The organism is Streptomyces sp. NPDC003393, assembly GCF_053589015.1.
Genome location: NZ_JBSFRB010000008.1, coordinates 171,143 through 186,607, shown reverse-complemented (window position 1 = coordinate 186,607; position 15,465 = coordinate 171,143). Strand labels below are relative to the sequence as shown.

13 protein-coding genes and 3 pseudogenes are annotated in these 15,465 nt (G+C 69.1%); 9 read left to right on the top strand and 7 right to left on the bottom strand.

All coding sequences use genetic code 11. The annotated features are described in order from the left end of the window. Positions 1–8: 8 nt before the first annotated feature. Both ACWDUZ_RS11520 and ACWDUZ_RS11515 read right to left on the bottom strand, forming a co-directional pair. Positions 9–1,553 (bottom strand): SMI1/KNR4 family protein, encoded by a 1,545-nt coding sequence (locus ACWDUZ_RS11520; protein ID WP_451631593.1) that lies wholly within the window; start codon positions 1,551–1,553, stop codon positions 9–11. 214 nt (positions 1,554–1,767) lie between these two features. Continuing rightward, positions 1,768–1,926 (bottom strand): annotated as a pseudogene (locus ACWDUZ_RS11515) (RNA polymerase subunit sigma-70); the annotation flags it as partial. 294 nt (positions 1,927–2,220) lie between these two features. On the opposite strand from ACWDUZ_RS11515, the gene ACWDUZ_RS11510 reads away from it, so the two are divergent. Beyond that, positions 2,221–3,063, top strand: coding sequence for a phosphotransferase (locus ACWDUZ_RS11510; protein WP_451631592.1), 843 nt, complete (start codon positions 2,221–2,223; stop codon positions 3,061–3,063). Positions 3,064–3,362: 299 nt separating this feature from the next. Here ACWDUZ_RS11510 and ACWDUZ_RS11505 read toward each other — a convergent pair whose 3' ends face one another. Further along, complete coding sequence (locus ACWDUZ_RS11505; protein WP_451631591.1) at positions 3,363–4,214, bottom strand: class I SAM-dependent methyltransferase; 852 nt, start codon at positions 4,212–4,214, stop codon at positions 3,363–3,365. Positions 4,215–4,343: 129 nt separating this feature from the next. On the opposite strand from ACWDUZ_RS11505, the gene ACWDUZ_RS11500 reads away from it, so the two are divergent. Then, positions 4,344–4,904, top strand: a complete 561-nt coding sequence (locus ACWDUZ_RS11500) for a GNAT family N-acetyltransferase (RefSeq protein WP_451631590.1) — start codon at positions 4,344–4,346, stop codon at positions 4,902–4,904. A 114-nt stretch (positions 4,905–5,018) separates the two neighbouring features. Here ACWDUZ_RS11500 and ACWDUZ_RS11495 read toward each other — a convergent pair whose 3' ends face one another. Together ACWDUZ_RS11495 and ACWDUZ_RS11490 are read right to left on the bottom strand one after the other, a co-directional pair. After that, complete coding sequence (locus tag ACWDUZ_RS11495; RefSeq protein ID WP_451631589.1) at positions 5,019–5,705, bottom strand: cytidylate kinase family protein; 687 nt, start codon at positions 5,703–5,705, stop codon at positions 5,019–5,021. Between the two features lie 92 nt (positions 5,706–5,797). Next, positions 5,798–6,430, bottom strand: a pseudogene (locus ACWDUZ_RS11490) (transposase); the annotation flags it as partial. 104 nt (positions 6,431–6,534) lie between these two features. Here ACWDUZ_RS11490 and ACWDUZ_RS11485 point away from each other — a divergent pair. The 4 genes and pseudogenes from ACWDUZ_RS11485 to ACWDUZ_RS11470 all read left to right on the top strand — a co-directional run. Beyond that, positions 6,535–6,627 (top strand): annotated as a pseudogene (locus tag ACWDUZ_RS11485) (IS982 family transposase); the annotation flags it as partial. Positions 6,628–6,763: 136 nt separating this feature from the next. Next, a complete protein-coding gene (locus tag ACWDUZ_RS11480) occupies positions 6,764–7,060 on the top strand; it encodes a hypothetical protein (RefSeq protein WP_451631588.1) in 297 nt (98 codons plus the stop codon). A 246-nt stretch (positions 7,061–7,306) separates the two neighbouring features. Next, on the top strand, positions 7,307–8,293 hold the full coding sequence (locus tag ACWDUZ_RS11475; protein WP_451631587.1) for an oxidoreductase: 987 nt from the start codon (positions 7,307–7,309) through the stop codon (positions 8,291–8,293). A 169-nt stretch (positions 8,294–8,462) separates the two neighbouring features. Next, on the top strand, positions 8,463–8,924 hold the full coding sequence (locus ACWDUZ_RS11470) for a GNAT family N-acetyltransferase (RefSeq protein ID WP_451631586.1): 462 nt from the start codon (positions 8,463–8,465) through the stop codon (positions 8,922–8,924). Between the two features lie 232 nt (positions 8,925–9,156). On the opposite strand, the gene ACWDUZ_RS11465 is transcribed toward ACWDUZ_RS11470, so the two are convergent. After that, the gene (locus tag ACWDUZ_RS11465) at positions 9,157–9,654 is read right to left on the bottom strand and encodes a DUF1877 family protein (RefSeq protein ID WP_451631585.1); all 498 of its coding nucleotides are present in this window, start codon (positions 9,652–9,654) and stop codon (positions 9,157–9,159) included. Positions 9,655–10,154: 500 nt separating this feature from the next. On the opposite strand from ACWDUZ_RS11465, the gene ACWDUZ_RS11460 reads away from it, so the two are divergent. From ACWDUZ_RS11460 to ACWDUZ_RS11450, 3 genes are all read left to right on the top strand, one after another. Next, the gene (locus ACWDUZ_RS11460; protein ID WP_451631584.1) at positions 10,155–10,565 is read left to right on the top strand and encodes a hypothetical protein; all 411 of its coding nucleotides are present in this window, start codon (positions 10,155–10,157) and stop codon (positions 10,563–10,565) included. 274 nt (positions 10,566–10,839) lie between these two features. Next, positions 10,840–11,781 (top strand): MerR family transcriptional regulator, encoded by a 942-nt coding sequence (locus ACWDUZ_RS11455; protein WP_451631583.1) that lies wholly within the window; start codon positions 10,840–10,842, stop codon positions 11,779–11,781. Between the two features lie 56 nt (positions 11,782–11,837). Next, entirely contained in the window at positions 11,838–12,410 is a 573-nt protein-coding gene (locus tag ACWDUZ_RS11450; RefSeq protein WP_451631582.1) for a GNAT family N-acetyltransferase, read from the top strand. 191 nt (positions 12,411–12,601) lie between these two features. Here the strand turns inward: ACWDUZ_RS11450 and ACWDUZ_RS11445 are convergent, their stop codons facing one another. Then, positions 12,602–14,890, bottom strand: coding sequence for a M4 family metallopeptidase (locus tag ACWDUZ_RS11445; protein ID WP_451631674.1), 2,289 nt, complete (start codon positions 14,888–14,890; stop codon positions 12,602–12,604). Between the last annotated feature and the right edge of the window lie 575 nt (positions 14,891–15,465).

Below are 15,465 nucleotides of genomic sequence, written 5' to 3'. Positions count from 1 at the left end.
GGACGGCTTCAGGAGGCGTTCTCGACGGTGCCGGTCAGGCGGTAGGCGGTGAAGGTGTCGACGCCGAGGGCGGCGAGCAGGTCGAGGGCGTCGGTGAGGGGCGGGGCTCCGGCCAGGCGAGCGGCGGCAAGGTGGGCGGGCAGGCGGCCGGCGGCGATCAGGGCCGTCCACTGGGCGGGGGAGAGAGCCAGATAGCGCAGGCCGGAGAGGTCGGCCAGCAACGTCAGGTCCGGCGTGGGGCAACGGGACAGGTCGAGAGAGCGCAGCGCGCGGAGGGTGCGCAGCGGAGCCAGGTCGATCGGGGTCTCGGAGCCGACCGCGAGCGAGGCGAGGCGCGGGTGGCCGGCCAGCGGGACGAGGTCGGCGCCGCGGCCGAGGTCGACGGCCAGGTCCTCTACGGGGAGTGCTGCCACGGGGGACAGATCGGTGGTGGCGCAGCGGTTGAGGTGCAGGCGCCGCAGGCGCGGGGTGGCGGAGAGCGAGGCGAGGTCGACGGGCGACGGCGCGTCATTGAGATGGATCGCCTGGACACTCGGTGCAAGCTGCTCGTCCAGGGTTGAGACCACCAACTCGTATGAATCGTCTTCGGATTGCTGCGGGGCGTGCGGATCGGGCAGGTCCAGGGTCTGCCCGAGCCAGGCGGTGACGGAGGAAGCGACGTAGCGCGGGCCGTCGTCGAAGTCGCGGCCGACCTCGATCACCTGTCCGGGGCGGCCGTCCGCGGCGGGCGCGAGGTCAACGGCGAGGAAGTTGCCGTCGCACCAGGTGGCGAACGGAAGCCAGCCCGGATGCCCCGAGCAGCGGCGCACCGTGTTCGGCGGGTCGGCGTCGAAGATCACCTGCCGCCAGCCGAGTTCCCAGCCGTACCAGGTCGGCACTCCGATGTACTCGTCGCGCTCGGCCAGGGCTCCGTCGAGCGGCAGCCAGCAGTATCCGTCCAACGCCGAGCTGCCGCCGTCCCCGTCCGCTTCCAGGTAGAGCGCCCGCAGGTCCGCGGGCAGCGGCCGGCCGAGGTGGCGCTCGGCGGCGGCGAGCTGAGCCTCGGTGACGGGCGCCGGCATCTCCGGTTCCGCGTCGCGGCGTTCGGCGTGCCGCCGGAGTACGGCCCGCAGCCGTTCGACCGCCACCGCCGGATCCCCCGCCTGGCACAGCTCGGACGGTTCGGCCCCGTCGACCGCGCCCGGTTCGGACGGCTGGAAGTCGGGGTCGACGATCAGTGTCCAACCGTCCTCGTGGCCGCTCCCGGGGTGCAGCGTGTCCCGGAACACCACCAGGTCGAAGGCACCCGACGGGCGGCAGGTCAGCTCCAGGACGATCGCCTCCCAGCCCTGGGTGTCCCGGAACGCCGACGCGAGCGAGGCGAGGTCCTGGTGCGGGAACGGTATGTCGAAGTAGAGGCCCGGACGGCTCGGCACCACATACCCGCCGCCGAACAGGCCGACGCCGGTGCCGCTCCCGCGCCCGCGCAGCACGCACTCCGTCCATCCCCCGGGCGCCTGGGCGACGACCTGCGCCGTGATCTGCCGGGCCGTCTGCTCCACCGTCAGGTCCATATCTGCCCTGCCCTTTCGTCCGCACTGTCCGGACGATCATGCCAGCAGGCTCTGACACAGCGGCCGGCCCCCGGCGCCGACGAGTCACTGCTGCGGCCTGCGTCAACCTGTTTCCGCATCCGTGGCGGGAACGATGCCTGCCGCCGTCGTGGCTACTGCCGCAGCGCGGGCGAGTGCGGCCGCCGCCTCCGACCGACGTCAGCGGCTGAGGGAGTCACACCGGGCCCGGCAGGTCCATGAGCGCGAGTTCGGCCGGGTCGACCACAGCGGTGATCTCGGTGATGTGGCCGTCGGCGACGGTGAAGGCGAGAAGGGAGAGCGGGGTGCCGTCCGCGTTCCAGGAGATGACGCCGGGAAGACCGTCTACGAACGCCACCGGCTGTGGTCCGCAGACGGAACCTGGGAGCGTCTGCTCCAGCAACCGGCAGAAGCGGCCGCAGCCGTTCCCACTCGGCATCCGTCAGATCCCCTCGCCCCATGTCCACGTCAACGACCCGGACACGGGTCAGTCACATGATCGGCCGAATAAGTCCCAGGGCCTGTGCAGGTCCCGCTTTGCGATGCTTATCGCCGGTCCGGGGTTGGCCGCCGAATGATGTTCACGAAGACATCGGGGGCATCGCTGCTGTCCCCAGACGTGTGTGGCTGAATAATGAGGGAGAACGGTATGGAGCCATCAGAACTCCACCGCGCAGTTGAGGCAGGGCGGGCGACTGCATCGGAGCTGGGTCTTCGGGTCGATGATGCGATCGTCATCCACAACTCGGACCGCGTCGCGCTGCGCCTGGTCCCTTGCGATGTTCTGGCTCGGGTCGCACCCTTGGGGCATCTGGCTGATTCCGAGTTCGAAGTAGAGGTTGCTCGCCGTCTCGCCGACGTTGACGCGCCGGTGGCTGAGCTCGATCCTCGGCTCGAGCCCCGAGTCTATGTGCGTGATGTCTTCGTCATCTCGCTATGGACCTACTACGAACCGGTGGGATCAGAGATCGCGCCGGCCGACTACGCAGACGTGTTCTTGCGGCACCACGCCGCCCTGCGGCAGATCGATCTGGACGCACCGCATTTCACCGACCGAGTCGCCGTGGCACTGAGAGAGGTGAACGACCGGGAGCAGTCTCCCGAGCTGCCCGATTCTGACCGGGCACTCCTCAGCGACACACTCAGTGGACTGAGCGCCGCGATCAGCAGTGACAAAGCTGGCGACCAGCTGTTGCACGGGGAGCCTCACCCGGGCAACCTCCTGAACACGAGGAGAGGCCCGCTTTTCGTAGACCTCGCGACCTGCTGCCGTGGGCCGATCGAGTTCGACCTCGCCCATGCGCCCGAAGACGTGGGAAAGCACTATGCGGGGGCTGACCACGACCTGATCCACCGGTGCCGCGCCCTGGACTGGGCGATGTTCTCCGCCTGGCGCTGGCGGCGAGACGACCAAATGCCCGACCGGGACCACTGGAGAGTGGAGGGCCTCAACCAGGTTCGTGCTGCACTCGATCGCTGCGGACTGGGCTGAACTCGAGACAGAGGGGCTGCTGTGTCCCGATCCGCTGCTACGTGTGCGGCATCCCGTCACGGTGCAGCGGTCGGCCGGCCTGAGAGGCCCCTCGCCCCGTGCCCACGTCAACGACCCGGACGGACTCGTCACATGATCGACCGGACACGTTCGGCTTCACCGGCGAGTGATGCCCCGCCGCGGCCTCGAGGACCGGCAGGCGTGGCTTCGTTCCCGACGAATGACGGTCTACGGCACCACCGTCCAGCCAGGCGGCTCTCCGGCGGATCGATCGATCGTCCCGGCAGCCGGGAGGCGCTCTACCGGCGGATCGCCGAGATCAGTCCGCCGGGCCGCTCCTCGCGCTGCGGCGGGGCGCTGATCGGGCGGCCGTATGCGGCAGCTCGTTCACGCAGAGTGCGGCAGTCGGCCTCCCAGCCGTGCCCGGCCAGCCAGCCCACCGGGTCGTCGGGCATCTCCGAGACCCACAAGGACGCCGCGGTTCCCGGCCCGGCGTCCGCGCCGAAGCGCTCGATCACACCGCGCGAGCCCAACGTGAGCCCCATCCGACTGCCTGGCGCCGACTGCGCACTGATCCGGGCCAGCAGCAACTCCACGGCGTCCTCGGGCAGATAGATCAGCAGCCCTTCGGCGATCCACACGGTCGGCACCGTCGGGTCGTGCCCTGCGGCGGTCAGCGCGCCCGGCCAGTCCTCCCGAAGATCCACCGCCACAGTGATCCGCTCGCAGCGCGCGACAGCCCGCTCCTGGCGCAGCACCGAAGCCTTGAATTCCAGTGGCGCGGCGGTGTCGACCTCGAACAGACGGGTGCCCTCGGGCCAGTCCATCCGGAAGGCCCGGCTGTCCATGCCGGCGCCGAGCAGCACGACCTGCCGGACACCGGACGCGGAGGCCTGCTGCAAGAGGTCGTCGAGGAACTTGGTCCTGATGACGATGGAGAACGACACGGCCAGCCGGCGGCGTCGCGCGGCCTCGTCGTCGGGAAGCGACGGCGAGGAGGGCCACAGGCCGCCGGCGGCGGCGAAGGCCTGTGCCAGTGAGTCGCGGAACAGCGCGTTCTCCCGCTGGGTCTCCAGCGCCCGCACCCTGGCCACGCCCACAGCAGTCGCCCACACTCCCGACGGCTGCACCGGCTCCTGCTCATCAGTCACCGCGCCAGCCTAGGGGATCGACTCCAAGGGGGCGGTGCTACCCCTGGACCGATTGACGGAGACGCGTGAAGGGCGTCCGCGTGGGGCATCGTCGGCTTCGGCGGTTCTGCGAACGTTTACAGTGGCGAAATGTTCGAAGGCAAGTCGGTAAGGCTGCGTGCGCTGCGCTCCGAAGATGCGGAGCATCATCTTCGGTGGCGCAACGATCCGGACGTGGTGCGTTGGGCCACGGCCGGCGATCCGTGTTTCGGCCCGGTCACGGCGGAGGCGATCGGTCTCGGCTTCGAGACCATGCTGCGTCTGAATCCGAGGGAGTCGGCCGTCTTCACGGTCGAGGACCTGGCGGGCGGAAGCGTGATCGGCATGGCCGATTACCGGGACTTGGACCCGTACGTCGGGGTGGCCACGCTGGGAGTGACCATCGGCGAGCGGGAGTTCTGGGGCCGTGGCCACGGCAGTGACGCGCTGCGGCTGCTCGTGGACCATCTGTTCGGCGCGTATGCCCTCAGCCGGCTGGAGCTGGATACCTGGAGCGGCAACGAGCGCGCCGTGCGCGCCTTCACCAGGTTGGGCTTCCGTGAGGAGGGCCGCCGCCGATCGGCCGTGCTGCTGGACGGGAAGCGCTACGACAGGTTGCTCTTCGGGATGCTCCGCGAGGAATGGGCGAACCCCGCATGGCGGCGTAGATGATCTTCGGCAGGCAGTCTGCGGACGCGCAGGCCACCGAGCTGCGCCGCCAGGTCACCCGGATCCTGGCCGAGAGCACCTCGATCTGGAGCGACGACGTATGGACTGTGGATCTGATCAGCGTGCTCGGACTTCCCAGGCGGGCCGCTGGAGCTCATCGTTGTGGATGATGATGTCGGCGCGGTCTGTTGGTCGGGCCGTGGCGAAGTAGAGCTGCTGAGAGGGGATGTAACGGTCGCGCCAGGCCCGCTCGATCTCAGTTGCGCCGGCCGCGGATCCGGCCAGCGCCTCGCCTCGGGTCTGGGCGCGATCCAGCGTCCGTTCGAACGTGACAGACACGAAGATACTGAGGTCCCAACGGTCGGCCAGCTCTGGACGCAAGAGGAAGACACCGTCGAAGAGCAGCACGGCGTCCGCGGGTGCTTCGGTGACCGGGAGACACAGTGCGGTGTCGGTGCCTCGGTCGTAGACCGCCTGCTGGAACTCTCGATCACCGGTTGGGCCCAGCGGGTCGAGCAGAACCTGACACATCGTGTCGTGATCGTGGCTGTCGAAGTAGCAGCCCTCGGGCGAGTACTCCCCGCGCCGATAGCGCTGTGCCTTGGGGAACAGGAAGCCCTCGATCGTCGCGCGGACGACTTGGCGGCCCTGTGCCCGCAGGACAACGGCAAGTTCGTCGGCCAGTGTCGTCTTGCCGGCGGCGGGCGGCCCGTCAATGGCGACGCGCACCGGGTGCCCGACGGATACGGACGCAATCGTCTCGGCCAGGCGACTCAGGAGTTCGCTGCGGGTACCGTCGTCCATGGTCCGCCACCGTCTCCGTGTCGTGATAGGAGCACCCCCTATGGCCGGTCACGTGTGATCAGGCTGCCGTAGCCTCCTCGCCGTCGACCTTCCTCGGCCAGCGCGATCAGCTCCTTGGTGCCCTCCAGTCGTACCCCGAGCAACACCAGCACGCACGAGTGTGCCTTCCCGAGCCCCACCTTCGAGTGGACCCCGTCCGCCCACACGTAGACGAAGTCGCGGTCCGACAGATCGCGCTCCTGGAAGGAAGCGTGATCCTCGCTCCGCTGCTTCGTCAGCCGTGTCACCGTCGCCGGCGACAGTGCAGCCGCTGAGCCCAGGAACTGCTCCAGCGCCGGGACGAAGTCCCCCGACGACAGTCCGTGCAGCTAGAGCAGCGGAAGTACCTCGGAGACTTTCGGGGACTTGCGGCACCACGGGGCCAGGATGTTGGAGGAGAGCCGCTTGCGCCCGCCGGTGGCCTCGTCGACGCGCCGGTCGTTGACTCGGGGCGCGGCGACCTCGACCGGCCCGGCCGCAGTGACGACGGTGCGGGGCCGGTGACGGCCGTTGCGGACCACCAGGCGGTGCCCGCGCTCGTCCCGCTCGGCCGTCAACTCTGCTATGTGCTGGTTGACTTCCGCCTCCGGTACGGCGGCAAGCATCCGCCGGGCGCCCTCACGCACGATATCGTCGATCAGGGAGCCGGACTCGGTGGAACCCTGGGCATTCACGACGCTCAGCACGGCCGTGCCTTCCCAGCCCGCGCTGCGAAGGCGGGCCTACTCGGTGACTGGTCGATCAATCAGCCGGGAAGGTACGCCCTTCGTACGCTCCGGGGAGCTGATCCATGCAGCGCATGCTCGCCCTGCCCGCCGCGATCTGGCACAACGACCGCGCCGGACAAGCCACCCTCCGCTCACTCACCTCGTACGATCACTGACCCCTCTTGGAACTGATCACCCAGGGATCGACTCCAAGGGCCCTGACGAGGGGAGCTACGAGGTTGTCTCAGTCGGCGTGCAGGATGAGTACCCGTACTCAGGTGCGTCCGCGGATCCGGCGGCACGCTGACAGACATGCAGCGTTCTTCGGTGTGGTGGGATCTTGGGCTCGCGATCGCTCTTCTTCCGGTGTCAGCCGTGCTTGTCGTCTGGCTCGGAATGCATGTGATGTTCTCGGGCGATGACTTCGGATCTCCGGGTGTGCGCGCTGCCCGTGCCGGGCGGCGCGGGGCATGGATCAGCGGTTGCGCAGCGGTTGTGGTGGGTGGCGGATTGATGGGCCTGCGGTTCTGGATCGCCGGGTCCGTTCACCTGCTCGTTCTCGGCGTGGCGGCTGTCTTGTTCGCCGCCGTGGCTGTACAGCATGGCTGATCACAGCGGTCGTCTTCAGCGGATCGGAGCGCTGGACCGAAGTGGTCAAGGACGACGCTTGACTGGAGATGCGGAGCACCCCAGCCCACGGGCGTCGTAGCGGACAACGTCGTGGCGGCGGGCCAACTCGGGAACAGGTGGGGTTGACGGTCCGCAGGTGGATCCGGTGCGTCGAACTGTCGGCTGACCCTCTGCTGTCAGCGAATACGCCTGGCCGGGCGCTGATCCCGGTGCTTGTGTGTCGGTATGGAGATCCTGGTTCTGGGTGGAACGGCGTGGGTGGCGCGGGAGCTGTCGCGGCAGGCGATCGAACGCGGCCATCAGGTGACCTGCCTGGCGCGTGGCGAGAGCGGAGAAGTCGCGGACGGGGCGACACTGGTCGCCGCCGACCGGCGCGACCCATCGGCGTACGAGCCCCTGCTCGACCGGGTATGGGACGCGGTCGTCGAGGTGTCATGGCAGCCGGGCTTCGTTCGCGGGGCGCTCGACGCGCTGGGCAGCAAGGCCGGGCACTGGGTGTATGTCTCGTCCGGCAACGTCTACGCCTCCCACGCCACGCCGGGAGCGAACGAGTCCGCTGCCCTGCTCGCCCCGACCGACCGGAGCGACGTCGACCGCGTGTTGTACGGCGAGGCGAAGGTCGCCTGCGAGCAGGCGTCGACGGCCGCTGTGGGCGACCGCCTCCTCGTCGCACGAGCCGGGCTCATCGGCGGACCGGGCGATCACAGCGGGCGCTCCGGCTACTGGGTCGCTCGCGCCGCACGCGATCCGCGAGGGCCCATGCTGGTCCCGGACACACCGGCCATGCCCACCCAGGTGGTCGACGTGCGAGACCTCACCTCCTGGTTGCTCGACTCCGCGGAGACGGGAACCACCGGCACGTACGACGCCGTCGGCCCGGTCGTTCCGTTGGGAGAGTGGATCGAGCTGTCCCGCGCCACCGGCGGGCACACCGGTCCGGTGGTCACCGCCGAATCGGCGTGGCTGCTCGCCAACGGCGTGGCCGAGTACATGGGGCCCGAATCGCTTGCGATGTGGCTGGTGGAGCCGGGCTGGGAAGGGTGGTCGGCCCGGGACGGGTCCGCGGCACGCGCGGCAGGGCTGCGTCACCGGCCGCCGGCGGAGATGCTGGCCGACACGCTGCGCTGGGAACGCGAGCAGGGGCTGGACCGGGAAAGGCGCGCAGGCCTCAGCGCGCAGCGCGAACGCGAGTTGCTCGAGGCGCTCGGCTGACGGTGCTGGGCCGGTCTCTCTCACATCCAACGTCTGTACCGTTGTCGTTCGTTCTGGACTTCCCGATCTTGTGGTGCGCCTGGCCGAGAACCGGTACAGCCGGCCCTGAAGCGCCACTGTTTTCGCCGGACTTCGTCGGTTGGGTTCTCGGGCGAGGATGATTGGCCGCATGACAGCCATCGGCCTGCGGCCGGCCACCTCCGCGGACAGCGAGTACTGTTTCGAGCTCCACAAGGCCGCCATGGGCGCCTACGTCAAGGCGATCTGGGGCTGGGACGAACAGATCCAACGCGACTTCCACGCCCGCGTGTTCACCCCGCAACGATGGCAGATCATCACCGCCGACGACACGGACGTCGGCATGCTCCACTTCGAGCACCGGGTGACGGACATCTACCTGGCGCGGATCGAGATCCATCCCGACCACCAGGGACGCGGTATCGGCAGCCGGCTCATCCGCGGCCTCCTGCAGCAAGCCCGCCGGCAGGGCCGGGACCTCACCTTGGACGTCCTCGTCGTCAACCAGCGGGCCCAGGCCCTCTACCAGCGACTGGGCCTGTACGAAGTCACCCGGCACGGCGAAGACGACATCAAGATCAGGATGTCCACCAAGCTGCCTCAGCCTGGCTGATCCACAGACCTTGACAATGACTCGTGCCGGAGCCGGCGCGGACATCGACGGGGAGGGGATCGAGCGGGATCTGCACGTACTCGTTCACCGACAAGCCCCGTCGGCGGTGCGGGAGAAGAACTGCGCGGAGTGGCCCAGTGGGGTTGCCGCGAGACGACGTCTGATGATGGCCTCGGTGCCCGTGAGGTTCAGCGGATCCTCGGTAGCCCTACCTCACTGGAGGCGTCGGCGTTCAAGCCCACACCGCCCTGACCACGGCGTGGCCTGCGGTGGCCGCCCGCCCGTAGAACTCCTTGAGACGCGTGTGATGGTCGAAGAACTCCTGCCTGACCTCCGCCTCGTCCGATCCGGCCCAGACGAGCTTGGCGCTGGCGACGTTCCACAGCTCGTCGAACGAGACGCGTGCAAGGAAGACTGCGGCCTGCGACACCCCGGGCGACTCCAGAATGCCCAGAGGCGGATTGGAGGGATCGGCGTCGACGCTGTGTGCCACTGGTCGCCCGCCGTAAATCGGCAACGCGGAGACCTCGCCGGAATCGGCATCGAGCACATCGGCGGCCGCGTAGAGGTCGTGGATGGAGCCCCAGACCTTGTCGACCGAGACGGCGATGCCCGTCGCATACTCGTCGGAGAGGCTCTCCCAAGCCTCCCACATGAACGCAGCAAGCCACGTGTGGTCGTCCCGGACCTCGGATTCCGCGACAGCGCGCAGGTGCATGTGGATGCTCACTGCGACGAGGCCTCCCAGTCCGTTCGGCCCGCCTGCCGGGCCGAACGGACAGAACCTACTCCACAGGGCGCCCGGGGTGACGTGACGGTGCGATGGAAGACTTGGGCCCGCTTTGTCGTCTCTCGAGGCCACGGTTCGCAAGTCTTCGAGGGCATTGATCGTCTGCTCGCCCTCGTTCCTGCAAGCCCTCACCGGCCACCTCGAACAGCTCCACGACCAGGCCACCATCGAGGCTGACCGGCCCCTCGCCGCCGGCGCGATCGAAGAAGGCAGTCGTTTGACAGATGGAACGAGCCGGCCGACGACGCAGGCTCGTCTCGAGGCGTCGTAAAAGGAGCATGAACCGGCACAGGTGTCTGGCTACCTCCGGAGGAGGGACCCAAGGGCTGCGCGCAGGGCCCACCGGAGCTGGACCGACAAGCTGTGCTGTGCACACGACGTCCACTGCTACCGCCGGCTCCAGCGTATGTCCACCCTCCCCTCCTCATCCCGGTGATCCCATGTCCTACACACTGAACAGTTTCACTCACCCCGGAGTGCACTCGCCCGACGAGCAACTGCGGCAGCGGACACGGGCCACCCTCGCCGTGCGGCGGCTCGGAGACGCCGAGTTGGCCATCGACCTGGTCCGGGCCCTGATCCGCGCGGGGTTCGCCATGCAGACCGGCACGGCGGCGGGAGGTGTGGAGATCCGCTCCTGCCCCGAGTATTACGGGCCCCGTTCCGTGCTGCTCAGCTGGGCGCCGCACGAGGCCGCCTACGCCCCCATCGACCCACACACCACCCAGGTCGAGGAGGTCATGGCCTGCGCGTTGCTGGAGACCGTACGGGCCCTCGGCTTCAGCGCGAAGCGGTTGTGTCCGTCGTTCTCCATACAGGTGCAGCCGTGGAGCTCCGACGGTTCTGATTGAGCTCGTGAGAAGGACGTCACGGACGTCCCGGAGCAGCGGTGTCCTGATCCTGGCGATCCTCGGCACGACCGTGTGCGCCATGGTGCCCCTCACCAGCGTGGTGCACGCGCACCGCTTCTCCCGATCCGCTGCGGGTGCAGGCGCGCAGAGATACGACGGACCTCGTCCCGTGTCGAGTCCAGCCAGGAGTCATGGTTCAGACTTGTGGAGGGATCCGTCCTCGCCATGCGCACGGGCTTGAGTCTCCCGTAGGGGGAGACGTCAAGGTGGGGGCATGGACGGCGACACGCTCTACTCGATCGGCGAACTGGCCCGGCGGACCGGCCTGACGGTCAAGACCATCCGGTTCTACTCCGACCGCGGCATCGTGGCGCCGACGGACCGCAGCCCGGCCGGCTACCGCCTCTACGACATCGACGCCGTCGCACGCCTGGACCTTGTGCGGACCCTGCGGGACCTGGGGGTGGACCTGTCCACGATCCGCAGGGTCGTGGACCGGGAACTCTCGCTTCCCGAGGTCGCCGCGACGCACGCCGAAGCCCTGGCCGTGCAGATCCGCGTCCTGCGCCTGCGGCATGCGGTGCTGACGGCGGTGGCCGAGCGCGGACTCACTGCTGAAGAGGCGGATCTCATGCACAAGCTGGCCCAGCTCTCCGACGGCGAACGCCGACGTCTGATCGGGGACTTCCTCGATGCCGTCTTCGGCAGTCCGGACACCGACTCGGCGCTGGTGGGCATCAGACGCTCGATGACCCCCGAGATACCCGACAGCCCCACAGCGGAGCAGGTCCGGGCATGGGTGGAGTGGGCCGAACTGGCCGCGGACCCCGATTTCCGCGCCGGCATGCGGCGGTTGTCCGAGGACCACGCGGCCGAACGGGCACAAGGTGACGTCACGGGTCCGCGGCGCGACCTCGGCGCAGTCGTCCGCGACCGGGTCGGCCCCGCCCTGGCGGCGGGCATCGCCCCGACTTCACCCCGCGCCGATCCGATAGTGGCGGCCATTGCGGCTCACTATGCACACGGCCTCGGCCGCCCCGACGACGCCGAGTTGCGCCGCCTGCTGCTGGCCCGGCTGGAGGGTGCGAACGACCCGCGCCGGGACCGGTACCTCCATCTGCTCGCCGTGATCAACGGCTGGCCCGCTCCGGAGAGCCTTGCGCCGGCGTTCGACTGGTCCATCGAGGCCGTGCGCGTCCGGATGGCACGGCAGTGAACCGGGGATCGTCGGCGTGGGGGGAGAGGGGCGGAGCTCCCGCCTATGATCGGCAGGTGAACGACATCGTCACCCTGCACGCGGGCCCGATGGCATCCGCCCCCGCCCCCGCCCTCGTCCTGCGTCCGTGGTGCATGGACGACGCCACTGCCCTCGTCGATGTGTTCCAGGATCCCGCTCTGCGTCACTGGATCAGCTCGGGCATGCAGAACGAGGGCGATGCGATGCGGTGGGTGCGGCGCCAGGAACGAGGCTGGGAAGCGGGGGACCGGTTCGCCTTCGCGGTTCTTGAGACGCGACATGGTTCGCCCCCCGCCCGGTTGGCGGGACATGTGGTCCTCAAGGAGGTGGCCTCCGTCAAACGGTCGGCCGAGGTGGGCTACTGGACCGCGGCGCATGCCCGCGGACGGGGTGTGGCGCCGCGCGCTGTGGAGGCGCTCACCGGCTGGGCCTTCGACGTCCTGGGGGCCGACGCGCTGGAGCAGCTGGAACTCCTGCACCAGGTGGACAACCAGGCCTCGTGCCGGGTGGCACTCAAGAGCGGGTACGACCTCGGCACGGTCCTGTCCGCGGCGCCGCCCTCCTTCCCCCGCGAGGGTCATCTGCACGTACGGCGCAGGAACGCCTGAGTCCACACGGAGCGCGGCGGGGGAGTCGTAGAGCGCGAGCGACGCGTCGACGTCGGCGGTGATGTCCTTCATGGTCGTGAGCGGACGGCCACCGCATGATGTCCCGGGAGCCACAGGCTCCTGGTGGCCATGCGGTGGCCGTTGCGCTCTCTACCGGGTGGGGTGCCGGTTACGACCGTCGGGCCGCGGCCTCAGAAGGTCAGGCTCCAGCGCAGCAGATGACCCGGGTCCAGGTCGTAGAAGCCCGGGGTGCCGTCGGTGACGCGCAGCTTCCAGGTGCCGACCCTCGTGACGGCCGACGCGTCGACCGTGTAGCTCTCGTGCAGCTCGGGCGTGAGCGCCCAGGGTCCCCAGGGCTTGACGTTGATGACCGTGCCGTCGGGAGCGACCAGGTCGATGACCATGGCGTTGCTGAACTCGTGCTTGAGATCGACCGTGACCGTGAGGTCACTCGGTGCCTTGCCCGGCTGCCCGTGCACGATCAGCGGGGACTCGACCACACCCCACTTGGGGATCACGTACGTGCTGGGGTTGACGAAGTAGTGTCCGCCGGATTCCAGAGCGGTCCAGGTGAACGAGAACTTCCGGGTGTCCCCGGCCGCGTTCGTGATGGCGATCACCGAGGGGTAGTCGCCCGCCTTGGTGGGGGTACCGGTGACCAGACCGGTGGTCCGGTCGAGGGACAGGCCTCGCGGCAGCCCCTTGGCCGAGTAGGTCAGCGGGCCGGGACGGCTGCTGTACGCGGTGATCTGACGGCTGACCGGCTGGCCGACCGCCACCGGCTCGGTGGGCAGCGGGTCGGCGGCGATGTGGTTGACGTAACGGGCCCCGACGTTGACGGCCGCCCAGGCGTTGGCGACGGCCTCGTAGGCGTCGCTCTGGTCGCCGTAGAGGTCGGCGGCGGCCTGGAGCGTCGCGGTCCGGGCGCCCGCGTAGTCGGTGGTGCTGGTCATGTAGACGGTGAGCGCGCGATACACCACCTTGCTCGCGTCGGCCAGGCCGACACCCGCCACCGGCAGCCCGTCGTACGTGGGGCTGTCGTAGTCCACGCCGTTGATGGTCTTGCGTCCGCTGCCCTCGGCGAGCAGGTAGAAGAAGTGGTCACCCACGCCCGCCACCATGTGCGGTTCCTGCGACTTCGCCTGCGGCGTCCAGTAGTCCAGCGGCGCGTAGCCGACCGAGCTGACGCCCGCCTTGGAGGGACGGTCCATGTAGCGGATGGGCTTGCCGTCACCGTGCAGGTCGTCCAGCTCGGCCATCGTGTAGTCGGGCACGTCGTTGGGGTTGTCGGCGTAGAACTCGACGGCGGCGGCCATCATGTCGCTGATCGCCTCGTTGAGGCCCGGTGACTCGCCGTAGCTGCCCAGTCCGGCGGTGGCGGAGGTGACACCGTGCGTCATCTCGTGCGCGGCGATGTCCAGGGACGTCACCGGGTGCTGCCCGTCGGCGCCGTCACCGTAGCTCATGCAGAAGCAGCCGTCCTGCCAGTTGGCGTTGGCGAGCGGGACCCCTGGCGTGGCTTGGTAGTGGACTCGGGAGCTGCTGCCGCGACCGTCGTCGGCTATGCCGTTGCGGCCGAAGCTGTCCTTGTAGAAGTCCCACGTCGTCTGCGCGCCGTATGCGGCGTCCACCGCCGCGGTCTGGGGGCTCGCCGCGGTTCCGTCGCCCCACACGTCGTCATCGTCGGTGAACAGGACGCCGCTGGAGTTGACTGTCGAGTCGAGCGTCCGGTGACCGCCGTGCTTCGGGTCGATCAGGGCGTAGGTGCCGTCGTCCTGTCGGGTGGAGCCGAGCGTGACCTGGCCGCTGTAGAGGCTGTTGCCCTGGGCGGACTTCACGTGTTCGGCGTTCTCCAGAACGGCGTCGCTCGCGGCGTCGGTGACGACGTGACGTTCGCTGGGGGACCCGTCCTGCTGTACGCCGGTGACGACCGTCTCCCAGGCCAGCTTCGGGGCATCGCCCATCATCCAGACCACCTGGTGCGGTCCGGCCTTCGAGCTCGCCTTGCGGGTGCCCTTCGCCGCAGCCTTGCTCAGGGCCGACTTCTTCGCCGCGGCCGCGGAGACCTTGGGTGTGGTCGTCGGAAGTGTCAGCTTCTGCTCGGAGGCGTACGTGACCGTGCGGGAACCGTGTCGCTGATGGACCACCAGGTCGCCGCCGATCACGCGCAGTCCGGCGTAGGTCCGCTCGTACCGGGTGTGGAGCGTCCCGTCGGCGTCCTGGATCACGTCCTTCGGGATCAGCTTCTCCCGCGTGCCGAGCTTCAGCGAACGGGCGGTGTCCGGTGCCGCGTCCGCCGCCTGGTCGAGCAGCTGCCGGCGCTTCGCGGGCGAGAGGTGAACGTTACTGGCCCCGGGTCTGGCCGTCGCCTTGATCTGCGGTGGCGATCCCGCTCTGCGGCTGCTCCCGGCCGCGTCGGAGGCGGTGCCGGCCGAGGCGGGCAGGGCGGAGAACATCAGTGCTGCGGCCGTGAGCACCACGGTAGCGGTCAGGCGCCGCCTGGGCCGGTGCGAACCCTGTGGGGACGCAGCGGCGTTACTGGAGGAATTCAATCTGGAAGGTCCTTCCATTCGGCCGTCTGCCGATGTCGACGGCCGCTGGTACCGGAGGCCGCAGAACACGGCCTCGTAGTGGAACATCGGTTGTGCGGCGCGTCGTTGCGCCCGCGACTCGTACTGCACCCTCGCTGCCGCACGTGCGCCCTGACAAGGAGAAGCCGGATGGGAGAACTCGCAGTTGCGCAGGTGTGAAATCGGCGCCCTCACCAGGACGGACCGGTCCGGATCCGGACACGGTACGTCGGAGCTCGGTCCGAACTGGCAGCCTGGTCACGCGCACCAGGGGAAGCTCACCTCGCACCTCGAGGCGGCCTGGCACTCCATGCCTCAAGGCCCCACCGCCCCGACGTTCGCCCCGCTCAACCGGGCTCAGGCGATGTCTGCTTCGCCGGCGACTGTCCGAGCTGTCCGGACCCCTGGCAGAGCGGCGCGATCTCCTCCGCCCGCAAGGTCGCGACCGAACCGCATCAGCGGGTTCCGGTCGCCTGATGTGCTGT